We start from the raw sequence: 18389 nt of genomic DNA, 5'->3' as shown, positions 1-18389 counted from the left end.
CGTTTCAGCAAGCTGAAACATCGGGGAATCAGGTGGAGACTCTACTCCACCTGATTAAGAGCCCCACCTGCGCTAACGCTTAGAGGTGGGGCTCTTAATAAACATTGACCATCAGGCATCTTTTACCTTAACGGCCTGCTCTTTTTTGGCTGACCAGGTTTGCAGGGCTATAATTACAACCCCTGTGCCGCAGATAAAAACAACGGCACCGATAAAAACCAGGAGCCAATCTCCATTAGGAATAAAGTCAAACAAGATACTGTAAGCCATGGACAGCATTGAGGTAACAATCATGACCACAAAAGGTACGATATAGTATACTGTAGACCTCCCCATACTTAAGAGGAATACTGCTGCAGCCAGGAGAGCCAGTGACGCTAGAATTTGATTACTTGCACCAAAGAGGGGCCACAATCTCATACCATAACCGGAAAAAGCTAAGATAACTATTGCCACCCAGCCTGGTAAAATAGAAAAGGTTTTATTGGCCAGAGCTTTAGGCAGGCCAAAGGTAATTACACTTTCAGCAAATGCAATACGAGTAAACCGCATGGAGGAGTCCAGAGTAGTCATGGCAAAACTTTTTGCAACTACAGCCATAAAAGCTGCTGCCGCTGCTGTTGGAATCCCTAGAGCCGCCACAAAAGTTGAACCTCCTTCAGCCCAAACTGCCGGCCAGGAGGCCTGCTCCCATGCAGAATAAACTTCCGAATAACCGGCAACGCCTAAACCTACTACAGCTGTTAATAGTGCGATTACAGCCAGGTAACCTTCCGCCAGCATAGAACCATAACCTACTACCTTCGCATCTGTTTCCCTTCTTAACTGCTTGGGAGTAGTTCCACTTCCTACTATGGAATGCCAGCCGGAGATAGCACCACAGGCTATGGTAACCATTATAAAAGGCCAGATAGGAGGCGCTCCCTCCGGTGCTAATCTAATCGCAGGAGCAGCTAATTGTCCACCTCCGCTGGCAGCTAAAATAATAACGCCAGCCGTGGTTACGACAAGGGCAATAATTAGTTGTAGACCGTTTATAAAGTCCCGGGGCTGAACCAGGAGCCAGACGGGAAGTCGAGCAGATATAAACATATAAACCAGCAGGATAACAACCCAGGTATAGTAACTTAACTGTAAGGGGTAGGAAAGGCCAAGAGCTATTACCCCATACATGATGGCAACGGAAATTATGGATGCAAAATATATATTGAATTTAACTTTGTAGCGAATCATGAGGCCGATAATAATTGCCAGGGGTATCTCCACCCAAATGGAATATACGGCTGCCGGGAAAGCCTGAGCCATAACAGCTGTTATATGAACAAAAACAGCACTAACCAGGATTAACAAAAAGAATATGAGAATATACATCAGCTGCATTGCCCTTTTCCCCAATAAATCCTGTAAAAAGTCTGCAATACCTCTACCTTCATGCCTTAAGGATGTGGCCAGAGCCCCCAGGTCATGTACCGCGCCAAAAAAAATGGTTCCAATAATAATCCATAACAGGCCGGGCAGCCAGCCCCAGATAGCCGCAACAACAGGTCCAACTATAGGAGCAGCTCCGGCAATAGAAGTAAAATGATGGCCGGCAACTACATCGGTTCGGGTAGGCACAAACTCAAAACCATCTTCGTACTTAAAGGCAGGTGTTTTACGCTTAGGATCTAACATCCAGATTTTTTCCGATAAGAATTTGGCATAAAAACGGTAGGACAGTATATAAAGGATAACAGCAACTACTACAAACACCAAAGCAGCCAATTAATGATTCTCCTCTTCCTAAAAGTTATGGGGGAATTTCCCCTTTCGGGTAAATGTAAATTCACCTTCCCATTTTACCATATAGAAGACTTTAATGGGACATTAGTTCTTTAAAATCCAATTCGTCAGCAAGGAACCTCATAGAAAATATAATAATCTATAATTCAGTGTCATATTAAAACATATATCATATTATATATTAAATAGAATATGGTCAATCCATGTTTTAATATGCCAAAAAAAGGAGGTATTTAGATGTCTGAAGAAAAAGAAATGATTCAAAAGGAAAAAAATGAAGCCCTGGGGTTAGGCAAACTACCATTTCCACCCTTTGATAAAGCTAAACCCATCGACCTCTGCGTTCAAGTAGCTTATGCCAGATTTATTAAAGACTTTTTTTCAGTCTTTAAATTTATTGAGATACCTGCACCAATCTGCCGTTGTGAATGTGAAAATGTAGAAATCACCAACCGAACAGTTACCTTTACCTGTGACAGTGTAATTATATGTATCGAATTCATTATCTGCCTCAAGTTTTTCCCTCTGACCGGGAACCCTTACTGTCAAACCTTCCCGGCCTGTTTCCGAAGAACTATTCCTTTCTTCAAATTCAATAGTTTTCCTAAAGGATTTCCCATTTCATTGGAGGAATTTCAACAGGCAGAAGGAGTCTGCCTGGAGGTAGATTTCATCGACTGTTTCTGCAATGCTTTCCCCGCTGACTGCGCTACCTTTATTTTCGTCAACCTCTTCTTTAATCTTCGGTTAAAACTGTTCCAGGAGCGTAATGTTATTGTGAGAGGGGATTTCTTCGGCGGCCCTGTGGTTAAACTACCTAAAAAAGTAAACCCCTGCTTACCACGAAGTTTTGGAGATGGTAGTCCATCCCTTGAAGATGATATGCCCGCCGGCGAAGACAATTTTAAAAACTCTCTTGATAAACTGCCCCCGGAAGCAAAAGAACAGTATGAGAAAAAACTGACTGAATATATGAAAAAAATCAAAAATAAAATGTAAAAATTTAAAATAACCAACCCCATTTTAAAGCTCTTTTCCAGCAAAACGGAAAAGAGCTTTTTTTATAAAGTTTACAATTTTATCTGGAGCTCCTTATCTTCTCCTCTAATAACCATAGACAGAAGTTCTCTTTTATTGGATACCCCAAGTTTTTTATAAATGTTCTTTAAATGGGTTTTAAGAGTGTTCTCACTAATAAACAGCTGTTCTGCCAAAACCTTATTGGTTTCTCCTTTAAACAGCAGAGTTAAAATTTCCCTTTCCCGAGGGGTTAGCTGTTTTTCCTCCAAAAATCTATCCATATTAAAAGCATCTACCTTTTTTTCATATACCTTCTTCCCTACATCTTTTGTATTTTCCAACAGTTCCCTGTCCATCTGATCATTTAACCAGGGAACAATAATAAAAGTTAAAAATATGGTGGAAGCAGCAAAAATTGCCGTAATCATAGGATACTGCTCTCCTACCAGCATAAGCCGAACTCCCATAACCTCTCCCAAGAATATAGCAAAAACATTGGCAGAGAGACCATATCCAAACATTCTATAGGGAGTACCATAAAGCAGAGATATTACTCCTAAAAATGTCCAAATAAATAAATCCAACAGCCCAAAGGCAGACTCTATTAAAATCTCCGTAATTATATAACCCGACAGAGAATCACTGAGCAAAGCAAAAGAAATAAACGCCAGCCCTAACATAGAAGCACCCAGGTAAACAGGTAATTTACGGTGTACCTTGCCGCCAAATTTCCACATGACCAGAAGTACAGCCAGATAAGGGACCACTCGAAAGAAATGGGTATACCTGCTGAACTCCGCAAAGGTTGGGTAAATAACACTGTACATAAAACCGCCGTTAATATATAGTCCAAAAATAAAAAGGGTTAAAATAATCATTAATGCATTAGGAAATTCTTTTAATTGATCCATAACTTTAAGACACTGCTTCTCACCTTGACCATCCAATTTTATGTCCTTACAGCTTTCAATATCTTCCCGCTCCAACGCTGCAGCAAAGCAAAGGGAGGCCGTCAAAAGCGTCATAGACAATATGTAAACTAAATATGCTGGAGCCTGAGCAGAAACTATATTAATAATCACATAAAACAGATTAGACAAGATAATGACTACAGCCATAAATTTCAGACGCTCTTCATTCGTAACCAGGTATGTAAAACGATAGCCCCATCCTATAATATAAAAAGAGGATGCGGCGCCAAGGAAAGACAACCAAAAGGGCCACCATCCTACCGAAGAAAACCACAGGATTACAGTCAGTATAAGACATAGGGCCCCGCTTAAGACCATTAATCCTTTTACCAATTTTCTCCCTCGGAACAAAAAAGCCGCAGCAAAAAGTCCCAGAGCATGGAAAAAAGTAAAATACAGGCCCAGAGCCCCATCCAAAGCCCTATTAAAAATAACAGCTTGAAACACAGGTCCATTAAAGGGAAAAGAAAGCAGCCAACCAAAAAAAACAGCCAGAGACCACATAGTTAAGCTTTTTGCTTTCACTCCTCTCCCCCCCCCGCCTATTAAGATTTACATATTATATCATTATAACATATGTGTTTTTATCATGTGCTATAATAAATTTGCCTGTTTACTATTTAACTTCCATCACCAGCCATTAAATGATTTCTACTTCTTACATCAACTATTTTAATGAAATTATGGCCTAATTCACTTTCCCTTAAGACTGGAAAAATGTTTACGGGTAAAACTTGTTAGCTTTGGCTCAATAACAATACGACAGTATCCCTTTTCAGGATTATTTCGATAGTAACCATGGTGGTAATCTTCAGCCGGATAAAAAACAGTAAAGGGTTTAACCTGCGTTACCACAGGATTATTCCATTGATCCTGTCCATTTAATTTTTGAATAAAATCTTCAGCAACTCTCCACTGCTCCTGGTTATGAAAAAAAATGGCTGAACGATATTGAGTGCCCACATCAGCCCCTTGACGGTTCAACGTAGTAGGATCATGGACAGAAAAAAAAATTTCCAGCAGTCTTTCAAAGGAAATCTCATTAGGATCAAAGACTATTTGTACTGCTTCAGCATGTCCTGTAGTCCCGGTACATATCTTATCATAGGTAGGATCGTCAATCTCGCCCCCCGTATAACCAGGCACTACCTGTATTACGCCTTTTATTTGATCAAAAACCGGTTCCAGGCACCAAAAACAACCCCCGGCCAACGTTGCCGTTTCCCTCTGCTTTTCCATTTCTAAATTTTCACATACCTTTCAATAATAATTTCTACGCCTATTTTATTATGCCTCAAAATTAATATTTTCACCAGCATATAAAAATTATTTGCCCAGAAAATAAACAGAAACAATTACTCCCATAATAAGTGTTACTGTTACAATTAATATTTTTTTTGTCTGTCCGTCCACATTTTTTCCTCCTAAGTTTATTTTTTAAACAAACATATTTTAAAGCAGAAAAAAAATTACAACATTTTCCTTTCTCCTGTTCATTATAGTTTGCTTTAACCCTTTTAGGATATCACCCTTTATTATGATTTTTGCGAAAAACTTATAAAACTAACTATTTTGCCAATTACCAGTCTATCACCCTAAAGAATGATAAACGGTTTTTTTTATAATTCTTGTCTTTACACTCTTGGGTTGAAAAATTAATATATAATACTGCTGTTTTTCATGCAAAAAAAACACCTCCAAACATTAGATTATTATCTAACATTTGGGGTGCATAATAATTAGGTAGTACTTATTTCTTCTTCTTAAGTTGGGATAGCGCATCGGCAAAAGCAGAATTTAACGGTTGCTCTGCTTTTTTTTGCTGTTTTAAATATTGGGAGGTCTCTTTCTTGGAAACTTTGCTGCCTTCCGTTTTTTTTCTTTTATTAAAAGCAGAAAGCTTTTCCCTGTGACCGCACCTGCATATAAAAATTTGACCTTCCCCCTCGCCCCGCATTTCTAACTTTTTATGACAGTTGGGGCACCGGGCGTTGGTAGTTCTTGAAACCCCTTTTCTATAGCCGCACTCCCGATCCTGACAGACAAGCATTTTACCTTTCTTACCCTTAACGTCCAACATATGTTTGCCACACTGAGGACATCTATTACCGGTAAGATTATCATGTTTAAAGGTCTTAACGCTGGCTTTAATCTCACTTACCACCGTTTTGGCATAAGACTTCATTTCATCTACAAACTTATCCTTATTGAGGGAACCCTTGGCAATAGCACTGAGTTTTTGTTCCCACTGGGCAGTTAACGCCGGGGATTTTAAATCCTCAGGAACCAGTTCTAAAAGCTGCCTGCCCTTGGAAGTAACGAAGATATTCTTGCCCTGTTTTTCAATCAAAAAACTGTTGAAGAGCTTTTCAATAATATCGGCCCTGGTGGCCACAGTGCCCAGCCCTCCCGCCTCCCCAATGGTTTTAAGCAGCTGCTTACTTTCATCAGCCATATATTTTGCCGGATTTTCCATAGCTGAAAGTAAACTCCCCTCATTAAAGGGGGCCGGGGGCCTTGTCTCACCCTCTGTTTGAACCACTCTGGATATTTTCAAGATATCCTTTTTACTAACCTTAGGGAGTATCTGTTCAGACAGCTCCTCTTCTTCCTCTTCCTCCTCAAACCTATTCTCATAGACTTCCTTCCAACCCTGCGAAATCACCGTTTTCCCCTTAGCGATAAAAAGTTCCTCTCCAATTTTTGCCTTTATGGTGGTCTGCTCATATTCAAAAGGGGGGTACAGAACTGCTAAAAAGCGCTTGACCACCAGATCATATATTTTTCTCTCACTATCACTTAATTCACTTAAAGAAACCGGCTGTTCCGTAGGTATAATGGCATGGTGATCCGATACCTTGCTGTTATCCACAAAGGACTTATTTGGTTTTATGGGCTTATTGGCGATTTTTTTAGCCATAGCAGCATAAGGCCCATATAAAGCTTTAATTCTGTCCCGTAAGGTGTCCACCACATCTGTAGTTATATACCTGGAATCAGTTCTGGGATATGTTAAGGCCTTGTGACTTTCATATAATCTCTGCATAATGGAAGTAGTTTCCTTGGCTGAAAAATCAAATAACCTATTGGCATCCCTTTGAAGTTCCGTTAAGTCATATAATAAGGGGGGCATTTTTTTCTTGTACGCCTTATTTACATCTATAACCTCAGCATTTTTTTCACTTTCTATTTTCCTCAGCACTTTATCACACTTATTTTTATCGAAGGTTCTAAGATTACTGGTAAGACTGTCCTGCCAGACCAGTTTTAAACTATTGGCATGCGCCGTTATGCCGTAAAAAACTCTGGGTTTAAAACTATTAATCTCCTCTTCCCTTTTTAAAATGATCGCCACAGTGGGGGTTTGAACTCTCCCACAGGAAAGCTGAGCATTATATTTACAGGTTAATGCCCGGGTAGCATTAATCCCTACCAACCAGTCGGCTTCGGAACGGGCAGCGGCAGAAGCGTAAAGATTATCATACTCCTTACCATTTTTTAAATTATTAAACCCATCCTTAATAGCCTTATCGGTAACCGAAGAAATCCACAGGCGTTTTATGGGCTTATTAACATTAGCTTTCTCAATAATCCACCGGGCTACCAGTTCCCCTTCCCTACCGGCATCCGTGGCAATAACAATCTGATTAACTTCTTTTTTATTCATCAGGCTTTTAACAACATTAAACTGCTTTCCGCTCTGCTTAATAACCACCAATTTTAACTTGGGCGGAAGCATGGGCAGTGTTTCTATGCTCCATTCTTTGTATTTCTCATCATAGGCTTCCGGATCTGCCAATGTAACCAAATGACCCAAAGCCCAGGTAACAATATATCGGCTGCCTTCAAAATAACCGTTTCCTTTTTTTTTGCAATCTAACACCCTGGCTAAATCCCTTCCCACAGAAGGCTTTTCAGCCAAAACCACTATTTTATTCAAAACTAACCATCCTTTCAAAGAATACATCAATAATACATAATTCCCTTTAAATATACATTTTAACATATACAGAGCATTCTGTCCGATGTCCCTCCCCTTATAATGGCAGCTCCACGGTGAAAGTAGATCCTTCCTGCAGCTTACTTTCTACATAGATTTTACCACCTAATAAATCTAGAATACGCTTTACGAGAGGTAATCCTAACCCATTACCTTCGTGAGAATGAGTTTTGTCTCCCTGATAAAATTTTTCAAAAATACGCATCATGTTTTCTTCCCGCATGCCAATACCATTATCTTTGATTATTACTTTTACAGCGGAAATAGTTTTACTTAACCTTATACCGATAATACCGTTTACATCTGAAAACTTAATCGCATTACTTAAAAGATTTAACCAAATCTGTTCAAGCAGCCCCTCATCACCAACATAATTAACTTTTTCAAGATTAATATCAAGTTCAATATTCTTTTTACTCCATGCATGCTCAAGTAGTAAAATACTTTTTCTGATTTGTTCGTCCAGTGAAAAAAGAGTCATTTTCTCTACAATCTCTTGATTTTCAATCTTCGAAAGTTTCAGGATGTTGGAAGAAAGATTAGATAATCTCGCTGTTTCTTCAACAATAATATTGGTGTACTCCTGTTTCTCATCATCGGACAGGTTACCCTGCTGCAAGAGCTTGGCAAATCCCTGGATTGATGCAATAGGCGTTTTAAATTCATGAGATACATTTGTGATAAAATCCTTCCGAAGAAGTTCTATATTATTTAGCTCTTTTGTCATCTTGTTGAAATTTTCCATAAGCTGGCCAATCTCATCTTCACTTTTATGTTCAAGCTGTACATTAAAATTACCCTTTGCCACTTCCTGGGTAGCCCAGGTCAGGTTTACTACTGGCCTTACTATTCTTTTTACTAACAAAATAATTAACATCGCGGCAATAAAAACAAAGGATAGCAGAGTAAACCATACCCGGGAGCCAACAATTTTAAAAACAGTATTATGAGGGTAAAGATTAATTTGAATATAAGAATCATCTACCATTAGCAGCGTTGCGTGCCCTTGAAATTTTAAACGAGATAAAAAAATAATTTCATGGTTCTGAAGTTTTTTTAGCTCCTCAGCCGTCAACTGGATTTCCTCAATGTTTTCAATTGTGCGAACTTCATACATAGAAGACGATATGATACTTATTATTTCCTCCAGTCTTAAATCTGTTTTTTGACGTAAATCTAATATAGCAATCGCTATTGTTTCCTGGTTGAATTTAATTTCCTCTTTTAAACCACTTGTGAAAAAAATTGTTACAATAAATGATAATATAGAGGAAACACATATAATAGTAATAAAAAACAGAGCAAGTTTTACACTTATTTTTTTCATAGGCTTCTCTCCGCTTTATATCCCAGCCCCCGTACTGTCACAATCTTAAATTCCGTAAAGTCAGCAAATTTTTCTCTTAACCGCTTAATATGAACGTCTACTGTTCGTTCCTCCGCTTCAGAATCCATTCCCCATATTTCACCCATTAGCTGCTGTCTTGTAAATATTTGTTTCGGATAACTTAGCAGCTTGAATAAGAGATAGAATTCCTTTTTGGGAAGAAGTATAGACTTCCCACTTCTGCTGACAGTCAATGTGTCGTAATCAAGCTGGACTTCACCTATTGTCAGGCGGTGCTCATTGGCGATGCGAGAACGACGCAGTAATGAAGCTACCCGTAAAACCATCTCATCCATATCAACCGGTTTCACCATGTAGTCGTCGGTGCCAACAAGAAATCCGGTTCTTTTATCATTAATATCTTCTTTTGCGGTTACCATCAGAATTGGCAGATTATTATTTAATTTTCTGAGGGTATCGGTTAATGTATAACCGTCCATATTTGGCATCATAATATCACAAATAATTAAATCTACATGTAATACATCTAATACTTCTAAAGCCTGCAGCCCATCCATAGCGCTTAAAACAGAGTAGCCATTTTGGTTTAATACAGCAGTCATTAATTTTTGGAGGTTTTTATCATCCTCTACCACCAAAATTTTGAACATGCATCTCACCCTCTGCCTCTCAGTTATACTAAAAAACTAATTTACGGTATCAATTTGCTGATCCTGAATATCAATTTTAATCATAGGTTTTTGATGAAGTATATCATACATGATAGGCACAACCAGCAGGGTCAAAAGAGTGGCATAAGTTAAGCCGCCGATGGTGACCACCGCCATGGCCTGAGTCATTTCCGCACCACTGCCTATACCTAACGCCATAGCGCTCATGGCCAATATGGTAGTAAGAGCAGTCATAAGAATGGGGCGGATCCGGATGATACCGGTACTAATTAACGCTTCCCGTTTTTCTTTGCCCTCCAGTCGAAGTTGGTTTACGTAATCCACAAACACAATACCGTTATTTACTACGATACCGGCCAAAACCAGGAAACCCAGCATAGCCGTAACCGACAGTTCCATACCGCTCACCCACAAGAGCAGCAGGCCACCGGTAAATGCCAGCGGCAGGGTAAACAAAATAATAAACGGGGAAAGCAGGCTTTGAAACTGAGCTACCATAATAAGGTATATGAAGATAACTGCCAGGGCGATCATCAATATTAAATCAGATATGGCACTGTTAATCATCTCATTCTCACCGGCAGTATCCAAGGTGACTCCCACAGGAGGCGTGTAATCAACCAGCTTTCTTTCAAAGTCCCGGCTGACAAGGCCAATATTATAGCCCTCCTGGATAGAAGCCGAAACAGTGACGTAACGGGACTGGCTATCGCGGCTTATGGAGGAAGGAGTGTCCGCTTCAGTAATCCGGGCAATGTCCCCCAGTCGTACTACTTTGTCTTCCCCGTCTTCTCCTTTTACGGTAAAGGTATAATCACTAATGTTATCCCGAGTAATAATGCTTTCTGCACCGACTACAATGACCTGATATTCTTGTTGTGCTGTGGTCAAAGTAGTAGCCTGCGTCTCCCCTGACAGCACAGCGGCAATCTCCTGATAAACCTGCGCTACAGTCAGCCCTTCTTTCATGGCGGCATCTTTATCCACCGAAATACGGGTCTCAATGCCCGCATCTTCATTCCCGGAAACAACATCTGCTGTGCCCTCTGTCCCTCTTAGAAGTTCTGCTACCTCCTCTGCGGCAGTGGAAAGAACGTCCAAATCATTACCCTTGATGATAACCTCTACACCACTGCCTCCTAAAACTGACATATCCATGTTGGAGGCAGAAACTGATACTTCGCCCTCCAAGTCCTGCAGTTTTTCAAAAATCAACCTTTCCACATCCAGGTTGGTAATGCTGCGGTCATCTTTTAAAAGAATATAGAAGGAGGAACTCTCGGAGGAAGATCCCGTCAGTCCACCGCCTAACCCGGCCAAAGCGCCGGATGAACCGGCGCTGGCACCGACGTTTTCCACGGCATCAATTTCTAAAATCCGCGTCATTACTTCGTCACTCATTTCATAAAGTTCTTCCGTAGTACTGCCCTCCGGCATGGTAAAAGTGGCGCTCATTTGAGGCGAATCCACTGCAGGCATAAAACTGGTTCCCATAACAGTGACGCCGTAGATGCTGAGGCCAAGCAGCATTACCACTAGAGTAAGCACCACGGCTTTATAATTAAGGGAGAAATGGAGAAGTTTTTCGTAACTATTAACGATGATGTCGAACCATCTCTGTTTTCTCTCCTGTCTAGTCTTTAGTAAAGTAGAGGCCATGGTAGGAATTAAAGTTAACGCAACAATCAGGCTGGCTACCAAACTATAAGCAATAGTCAAACCCATATCCGAAAAGATCTGGCGGGAGATACCATGGGTGAAGACGATGGGCAGAAAGACACAGACAGTGGTGAGAGTAGATGCAAAGATAGCACCCGTCACCTGTTTAGCACCCTGCACCGCTGCTTCATAAATATAAATGCCCTCGTTGCGCATCCGATAAATATTTTCAATGACAACGATACTATTATCCACCAGCATACCCACCCCCAGCGCAAGACCGGATAGGGAAATGATGTTAAGAGTAACATTGCTGAAATACATTAGAGTTACAGCAAACAACAAGCTTACAGGAATGCTGCAGGCGATAATCAAAGTTGGGCGGATATCCTTCAGAAAGAAAAACAGCACGATGATTGCCAGGAGGCTGCCCAAGAGAAGGTTCTGCAGCACACTGTCAATGCTCATGTTAATATATTCACCCTGATCCATCAGAGGTAAGATCCGAAGCCCTGGGTATTCTTTAGAAAGCTCGTCTATGGTTTCATTAATTCTACCGGCCACATCAGCTGTGGAGGCAGTGCTCTGTTTCTGAAAAGTCATCATAACACTATCATTGCCGTTGACCTTAGCATAAGTCTCAGCTGAATTATCAGTCACCACAACCTCCGCAATATCCGACAGGCCAATATCTCCCACACTGTCAAGGGAAAAAAGAATAGTATTCTTCAGGGAATCCTTTGAATCATACTGATCACCTACCTTAACCAGGTGCCCTTCTCCCCCCTGGATATACCCGGCCGGCATGCTAAAATTCTGAGCTTTCAATATGTTACTCACCATTTCAACAGTAACAAAACTGTTCAAATCCACTTTTTTTCGTAGCTCATCCCGGGCATCCTGGAATTCTTGCAGGCCTTCCTTTAGTTCTTTCTCACCGTTTTCCAGCTGCATCTGTGCCTTAGCAAGCTCAATGGATAGAGTCATCTTCCCGGACTCAATCTGCTGATAACCTGACGTAGCCTCCGCCAACCCCTGCTCCAACTGGGGTTTCATAGCTGAAATAGTCATGAGGCGAACAGAGATATTCTGAAGTTCTGTTTCTATAGCAGCAATACGCCCAGGGGCAGCGGCGGCCATTTTTTCCATCTCCACCATTTCACTTTGGGAGAGTCCTGTTAACTGATCAGGTAAAATTGATGAAAGCTGTATTATTACCAACTCATACATTTCAGGCGGGATAGCGGAAACACCCCCCGGAAAAGCCTGACTGAATAATTCATTTAAGGGAACCAGCTGAGAAAGTCCCTGTTTTTCCTGTTCAAATGCAAACTGCTGGGAGTTCAAAAGGGTCTCCTCAGCCAGCAGGGCATTAAGATTAGCAATGACGCCATCCACCTGTGCGCTGGCTTCAGCCAGCTGATTTTTCTGGTTATCTGTCTCTGCCTCCAACTGCTTCCGGGCAGCAGCCAGTTCCCTCTGCGCCTCATCCAGTTGTGCCTTTGTCTCGTCCAACGTCTGGTCTAGATCCTCCATAATCTTTTCATTTAGAGCATCAATCTTCTCCTGGTTAAGAGAAACTCGAATCGCTTCTTCCAGAAGACCTGAAGCAGAAACTGAAGCTACACCGTTAATACGTTCGAAGGAGGGAAGGAGAACATCTTTGACAAAATCGGAGACCTCTCCAACTTCTTTCCCTTCTATATCTGCAGTAGCAATCATTATAGGCATCATGTCCGGGTTGATTCTCATCAGCATTGACTTTCCCACAGCACTGTCCAGCTGTGCAGATACCATGTCCAGGTTATTCGAAAGTTCAATCATGGCGCTGTCCATATTAATACTTTGGGAGAATTCCAGAATAATTATGCTGGAATTCTCATTAGATATCGAACTGATATTGTTTAAGCCGCCGGCAGTGCCCAAAGCAGACTCCAGCGGCCTGGTCACCATAAGTTCCACTTGTTCGGGACTGGCGCCCGGATAAGCAGTAATGACTACTATATAAGGCAGTTCCATCTCCGGTAAGAGATCGGTAGTCATCCCGGTGAAAGAGACGATTCCCAAAACCATTACTAAAACCACAGCCACGAGGACTGTGTACGGTCTTTTAACACTGTATTTCGAAAACATAAGTTCCCCCCTGCAAAAATTAAGTTTGTTCCATATGTCTGGCTTTTCCTCTGTATGCCAATGCCATTTACTTACGTTATTAATTCTACGCCCTGTTGAAGAGCTTTTATACTATTTTATTACAACTAAACTGTTTGTCTTCCTTTATTTTATATATTAAAAGCAGTACCTTTTTTAAATAACAATATCACCGATTGTATTATAAACTGCTAATGTGAACTCAATGTGAACTCTCAACAGGAAAAACCTGAAGATATAATGAGAACCTTCCAAATAATTAAAGGTTTTCACAAAAATTTACTTAATCATTTTGGAATTGAAGAGGAATTGTCTATCTTTTGTTGAATAATCTAACTTTAACATGTAAGGCGTAAAGGCGGAGGCTTATGATAAAAATTAAAAATCCTAATAAATCAGGTATCTTTCTTGGACAGTTTCAAGACAAAACTTTGGAAAAAGAATACTTTTCTGATGAAGTAAACGGAGCTTTGGTGTATATTAGGCCAGTATTATTTGCTTTAGGGTTACTTTACCTGCTTTTTATAATTCCTGACTATTTTTTAATTAGTGACCCTAAAACATTTAAGATTATTTTATTAAACAGAACCGCATTCTTTGCTTTAGTTATACTGTTGCCCGTAAGGATAAAATATTTAAAAAGGCCAGACTATTTTGCATACTGGCTTACTTCAGCTCAATTACTAGTTTCTATTTCTTTTTTATATATCTGTTATCAATATGAAAATCCCAATTTTCTCATACAGTCCTTTGGTGTCATGGTAATTATAACAGGGATATTTATGGTGCCAAACCGTTGGAAATTTAAAGTATTTGTGTCAATCTTTATAAGTACTATGTTCTTTTTCCTTTCAATTATATACCTGGAGAAAATTGAAACCAATGAGTTTGCTGCATCTTTAGTTTACATCTTTATTGTAATATTACTTAACAGCATTTCCTCTCACAGAGTCAATTATTTTAAACGAATGAAATATTTATACAGCAAAAACCTTCATCACCAATCCATCACCGATCCTCTTTCAGGTATATTCAACAGACAAAAATTAAACCAGGAATTACCCCATTTCATTCAAATTTCAAAAGATGACAAAACACCATTTTCTCTCGTTTTATTTGATATTGATAATTTTAAAGAAATAAACGACCATTACGGTCATCTTGCCGGGGACGATATTATTATCAAGCTTACTGAAATAGTTCAGAAAAATATTAGAAAGAATGATATATTTGCCAGATGGGGAGGAGATGAATTTATTATCCTACTCCCTAACACTAAAGAAAAAGAAGCCGTTGAATTAATAATCAGAATTCAAGAAGCAATCAAAAAGTTCGATGCAGAACCAAAGCTCATAAGCTGCAGCTTTGGTATCGTTTCTCTTAGGCCTCAGGATGATATGGATTCAATTCTTCATCGTGCTGATGAAAAATTATATGAAGCAAAAGCAGACGGTAAAAATACAATCGTTTCATAAGTAAGAACAAGCTGTTGGACCAATTACTCATCATTTATGGATTCAATTTTAAGGGATATTGGGAAACTATTATTCCAGATTTAAGTCAGACAGCGGGCAGCCAGCAGAAGTCCGGAAACGGTTTTGCCGTCGGTAATCTCACCCTGCTGAATCATGGTGAGAGCCTCCTGGAAGTGATATTTTTCCACCTTTAAAAACTCGTCCTGGTCCAATTTACCCGGATTTGGGAAAAGCTGTGTTGCTAAAAAAATATGAATCACCTCGTTACAAAATCCTGGGGCGGTACTGAGAGATGCCAGCAGGTTTAGTTTTCCCGCTCCCAGACCAACTTCTTCAGATAATTCCCGCTGCACGCAGGACCGGGGTTCTTCACCGGGTTCCAGGGTACCTGCAGGGATTTCTAATAAATGTTTCTCCAGAGGCTTTCGATACTGCCTAACCAGGTATACATAATTATCATCGTCTAAGGGAATTACCGCTGCAGCTCCGGGATGCTCTACAATTTCCCGGGTGCTTTGCCTGCCATCAGGAAGAATCACCCGATCCACCCTTAGTTTTATCAATCTACCTGAAAAAATTTTTTGGGTATATACCGTTTTCTCCTCAAACATAATTAATTTTCCTCCCCTATATAAAAGTTCTTCTATTGTCTTAGAAAAGTTCCCATCCCCCTGGTCACTTCTCAAGAGGTATTATCCTTAGGTTGCCCTATTTTCCACCGGTTCAGCGATAGAAAGCTCTTACTTACATTTCATCCATACTACCACTCCGGAAACCCTGCAGGTCCAGGGTAATGTTAGTGTACCCAATATTTTTAAAGATTTGAATAAGTTCTTTCCTGTTTTTTAATATTATCTCAGACTTTTCCCAAGGAACTTCGATGCGGGCTAAAGAGTCGTGGTGTCTGACTCTAAATATTAAAAGGCCTAGAGAGTAAAGGTAATCTTCAGCTTTTTCGATTCTTTGAAGGGCTGGAAGAGTAATTTTTTCCCCGTAGGGTATACGGGTTGCCAGGCAGGTATAAGAAATTCTGTTCCAGGTGGGTATTTTCATTTCCTTAGATAACTGTCGTATTTCATTTTTTGTTAGTTTTGCTTCCTTGAGAGGACTCCTTATACTCATTTCTTCTGCTGCCTTTGATCCCGGGCGGTATTTTAGCCTGTCATCATAGTTAGTACCGTCAAAAACCTGTAAATATCCCTCTATTTCCGCCAGCTGCCGGAGTTTTTCAAAGAGCACTTTTTTACAATGATAGCATCGTTTGGGGGTATTGTGTAAAAATAATTTGTTCTTAGTTTGATCTATGGTAATTGACTGGTAATTTAACTGCAGAATATCGGCCATTTTTAGAGCATGGTTTAACTCCCTTGAAGGGCTGGTATCTAAAAAGGCCATAACGGCCAGTGATTTGTCCTTTAAGGTATCACAGGCAACTTTGGCCAAAAAGGTGCTGTCTACCCCACCGGAATAGGCAACTATAACCTTTTCACAGCTTTTTATAATATCTATTAAATTAGACATTTTTTCTCGTACATTAGTCATATTTCATTCTCCTTGATAGAAGAATTCTCAGTAAAGATTATGTGAAAGGAAGAAAAATCTACTCTTTTTTTAGGCTCACTCTAATAATGGTGTCTGCCAGAGCTGCAGCCCCATACCCGTTATCTATATTTACAACACCTATTCCAGTGGCACAGCTGTTCAGCATGGACAAAAGTGGAGCCAATCCGTTAAAGTGAGCGCCATACCCTACACTGGTGGGAACAGCAATTACCGGCACATCCACCAGCCCTCCTACTACACTGGCCAGAGCACCTTCCATTCCTGCCACTACTATAATTACAGAGGCTGATTCTATTTTATCATAGCTATTGAATAAACGGTGAATTCCTGCTACTCCGGCATCATATACCCGTTCTACCCTGTGACCCATAACTTCAGCTGTTATAGCTGCCTCCTCAGCTACAGGCATATCAGCAGTCCCGGCAGTAAGAATTAAAAGCTTTTTGTCGGAAATATATTTTTCCTTGTGTATCATGCTTATTATTCCGGCCATTTCATGGTATTTGGCCTGGGGAAACTCCTTTATTATTTTTTCCGACATTTCTTTGTTGGCCCGGGTGCCCAATATATTTTTATTGTGTTCAGCCAAAGTTTTAAAAATTTTAGCTACCTGGTCTACTGTTTTTCCCTGACAGAATATTACTTCGGGAAAACCATTTCTCATAGCTCTATGGTGATCTATTTTAGCAAAACCTAGATCTTCATAGGGCAGTTTTTTAAGTTCTTTTAGGGCTTCCGTCAGGCTCAAATGTCCTTCTTTGTAGTTATTCAGTAAGCTGCGCATAAAATCTTCAGTCATTATTGCCACCTCCGGTATTTTGTCATTTTGATGTTCCTAAAAGCAGTCTGAGCATATTAGGTAATTCTAAATCCATTTTTCCTGCACCATATCCTATCTTAGATACCACAAATTCAGGAAGACCGCTAAAACTGCTGCAGATAGTACTGATAATGGCAGCTCCAGTTGGTGTAACCAGTTCTTTATCCGCTAAAAAAGAATAAATGGGGATATTTGTTAATAATTCCTGAGTGGCTGGTGCAGGGACCGGCATAATACCGTGCTGACACCTGACGTAGCCTGACCCAACGTTTATCTTTGAGCAATAAATTTTTTCTATTTTAAATTTTTGCAAGCATATGCAGGCTCCTACAATGTCAATAATTGTGTCAATACCGCCGACTTCATGAAAGTGAACTCTTTCTATGGTAGTACCGTGTATTTTTGCTTCTGCCTGAGCTAATTTTTGAAAAATTTTTAGGCTTAAATCCTTAATGTTTTGTTCCAGTTGAGATTTGCCGATAATATTGTTAATGTCTGAAAAATGTCTGTGTTTAGTCTGTTTTTCTTTTATTACTACGTCAAATTTTGTTCCGGAAATGCCGGTTTTTTTGACTTTTTTTGCTTCTAATTCGTACCCAACCAGATTAAGCTTTTCTAACTCCCGTTTAAGTTCTTCCAAGTCCAGTCCTAAATCTAAGAAAGCCCCCAATATCATGTCGCCACTTATTCCGGAAAAGCATTGAAAATATAAACTGTTCATATTTGTACCTCATTAATATTTTTCTTTGTTAGATCACACTTATATCGGCTGCTTCATTTTTATTTTAATTAACTTTTGTCTTTTGAGCAAACATTTCTACGATAATCATGTATTCATCCTTATCGTGGCAAACAAAACGTTCGGCTGCAATGTGAGTTTTACCAACATTAAAATGATGCAACTATTGTTGGCATAAAAAAAAGACGAT

The 18389-nt window shown here is 39.9% G+C and carries 13 protein-coding genes; 2 read left to right on the top strand and 11 right to left on the bottom strand.

Features of this window, described 5'->3' with window-relative positions:
* Positions 1-111: 111 nt before the first annotated feature.
* On the bottom strand, positions 112-1764 hold the full coding sequence (locus tag HUE98_RS04250) for a carbon starvation CstA family protein (protein WP_241422627.1): 1653 nt from the start codon (positions 1762-1764) through the stop codon (positions 112-114).
* Between the two features lie 255 nt (positions 1765-2019).
* Here HUE98_RS04250 and HUE98_RS04245 point away from each other — a divergent pair, with 255 nt between their 5' ends.
* A complete protein-coding gene (locus HUE98_RS04245) occupies positions 2020-2781 on the top strand; it encodes a hypothetical protein (protein WP_241422626.1) in 762 nt (253 codons plus the stop codon).
* A 71-nt stretch (positions 2782-2852) separates the two neighbouring features.
* Here the strand turns inward: HUE98_RS04245 and HUE98_RS04240 are convergent, their stop codons facing one another.
* The 6 genes from HUE98_RS04240 to HUE98_RS04215 all read right to left on the bottom strand — a co-directional run bounded on the left by HUE98_RS04240 (position 2853) and on the right by HUE98_RS04215 (position 13584).
* Positions 2853-4298: a LuxR family transcriptional regulator gene (locus tag HUE98_RS04240; protein WP_241422625.1), complete on the bottom strand. Its 1446-nt coding sequence runs from the start codon at positions 4296-4298 to the stop codon at positions 2853-2855.
* 168 nt (positions 4299-4466) lie between these two features.
* Positions 4467-5012: a peptide-methionine (S)-S-oxide reductase MsrA gene (gene msrA, locus HUE98_RS04235; RefSeq protein ID WP_241422624.1), complete on the bottom strand. Its 546-nt coding sequence runs from the start codon at positions 5010-5012 to the stop codon at positions 4467-4469.
* A gap of 511 nt (positions 5013-5523) precedes the next feature.
* On the bottom strand, positions 5524-7713 hold the full coding sequence (locus HUE98_RS04230) for a DNA topoisomerase III (protein ID WP_241422623.1): 2190 nt from the start codon (positions 7711-7713) through the stop codon (positions 5524-5526).
* Positions 7714-7810: 97 nt separating this feature from the next.
* Positions 7811-9100, bottom strand: coding sequence for a HAMP domain-containing sensor histidine kinase (locus HUE98_RS04225; protein WP_241422622.1), 1290 nt, complete (start codon positions 9098-9100; stop codon positions 7811-7813).
* Positions 9097-9771 (bottom strand): response regulator transcription factor, encoded by a 675-nt coding sequence (locus HUE98_RS04220; RefSeq protein ID WP_241422621.1) that lies wholly within the window; start codon positions 9769-9771, stop codon positions 9097-9099. The genes HUE98_RS04225 and HUE98_RS04220 overlap by 4 nt, the downstream gene beginning before the upstream one ends.
* A gap of 36 nt (positions 9772-9807) precedes the next feature.
* Positions 9808-13584 (bottom strand): efflux RND transporter permease subunit, encoded by a 3777-nt coding sequence (locus tag HUE98_RS04215; RefSeq protein ID WP_241422620.1) that lies wholly within the window; start codon positions 13582-13584, stop codon positions 9808-9810.
* Positions 13585-13970: 386 nt separating this feature from the next.
* Between HUE98_RS04215 and HUE98_RS04210 the strand changes: the two genes are divergently transcribed.
* Positions 13971-15077, top strand: coding sequence for a GGDEF domain-containing protein (locus tag HUE98_RS04210; RefSeq protein WP_241422619.1), 1107 nt, complete (start codon positions 13971-13973; stop codon positions 15075-15077).
* Positions 15078-15157: 80 nt separating this feature from the next.
* On the opposite strand, the gene HUE98_RS04205 is transcribed toward HUE98_RS04210, so the two are convergent.
* From HUE98_RS04205 to larC, 4 genes are all read right to left on the bottom strand, one after another.
* The gene (locus tag HUE98_RS04205; protein ID WP_241422618.1) at positions 15158-15688 is read right to left on the bottom strand and encodes an NUDIX domain-containing protein; all 531 of its coding nucleotides are present in this window, start codon (positions 15686-15688) and stop codon (positions 15158-15160) included.
* Positions 15689-15821: 133 nt separating this feature from the next.
* The gene (gene larE, locus HUE98_RS04200; RefSeq protein WP_241422617.1) at positions 15822-16619 is read right to left on the bottom strand and encodes an ATP-dependent sacrificial sulfur transferase LarE; all 798 of its coding nucleotides are present in this window, start codon (positions 16617-16619) and stop codon (positions 15822-15824) included.
* Positions 16620-16677: 58 nt separating this feature from the next.
* Positions 16678-17439, bottom strand: coding sequence for a nickel pincer cofactor biosynthesis protein LarB (gene larB, locus HUE98_RS04195; protein WP_241422616.1), 762 nt, complete (start codon positions 17437-17439; stop codon positions 16678-16680).
* Between the two features lie 22 nt (positions 17440-17461).
* Positions 17462-18181, bottom strand: a complete 720-nt coding sequence (gene larC / locus HUE98_RS04190; protein ID WP_241422615.1) for a nickel pincer cofactor biosynthesis protein LarC — start codon at positions 18179-18181, stop codon at positions 17462-17464.
* Between the last annotated feature and the right edge of the window lie 208 nt (positions 18182-18389).

Source organism: Candidatus Contubernalis alkalaceticus (assembly GCF_022558445.1).
In the GTDB taxonomy this organism is placed as follows: Bacteria; Bacillota; Dethiobacteria; order SKNC01; family SKNC01; genus Contubernalis; species Contubernalis alkaliaceticus.
The sequence above is the reverse complement of the archived record's forward strand: the minus strand, read 5'-3'. Positions and strand labels throughout refer to the sequence as shown.

What these genes read in the sequence shown, in the direction of transcription:
- larC (WP_241422615.1), bottom strand. Translation starts at nt 18,181, where the DNA reads ATGAACAGTTTATATTTTCAATGCTTTTCCGGAATAAGTGGCGACATG.
- HUE98_RS04205 (WP_241422618.1), bottom strand. Translation starts at nt 15,688, where the DNA reads ATGTTTGAGGAGAAAACGGTATATACCCAAAAAATTTTTTCAGGTAGA.
- HUE98_RS04220 (WP_241422621.1), bottom strand. Translation starts at nt 9,771, where the DNA reads ATGTTCAAAATTTTGGTGGTAGAGGATGATAAAAACCTCCAAAAATTA.
- HUE98_RS04245 (WP_241422626.1), top strand. Translation starts at nt 2,020, where the DNA reads ATGTCTGAAGAAAAAGAAATGATTCAAAAGGAAAAAAATGAAGCCCTG.
- msrA (WP_241422624.1), bottom strand. Translation starts at nt 5,012, where the DNA reads ATGGAAAAGCAGAGGGAAACGGCAACGTTGGCCGGGGGTTGTTTTTGG.
- larB (WP_241422616.1), bottom strand. Translation starts at nt 17,439, where the DNA reads ATGACTGAAGATTTTATGCGCAGCTTACTGAATAACTACAAAGAAGGA.
- HUE98_RS04215 (WP_241422620.1), bottom strand. Translation starts at nt 13,584, where the DNA reads ATGTTTTCGAAATACAGTGTTAAAAGACCGTACACAGTCCTCGTGGCT.
- larE (WP_241422617.1), bottom strand. Translation starts at nt 16,619, where the DNA reads ATGACTAATGTACGAGAAAAAATGTCTAATTTAATAGATATTATAAAA.
- HUE98_RS04210 (WP_241422619.1), top strand. Translation starts at nt 13,971, where the DNA reads ATGATAAAAATTAAAAATCCTAATAAATCAGGTATCTTTCTTGGACAG.
- HUE98_RS04225 (WP_241422622.1), bottom strand. Translation starts at nt 9,100, where the DNA reads ATGAAAAAAATAAGTGTAAAACTTGCTCTGTTTTTTATTACTATTATA.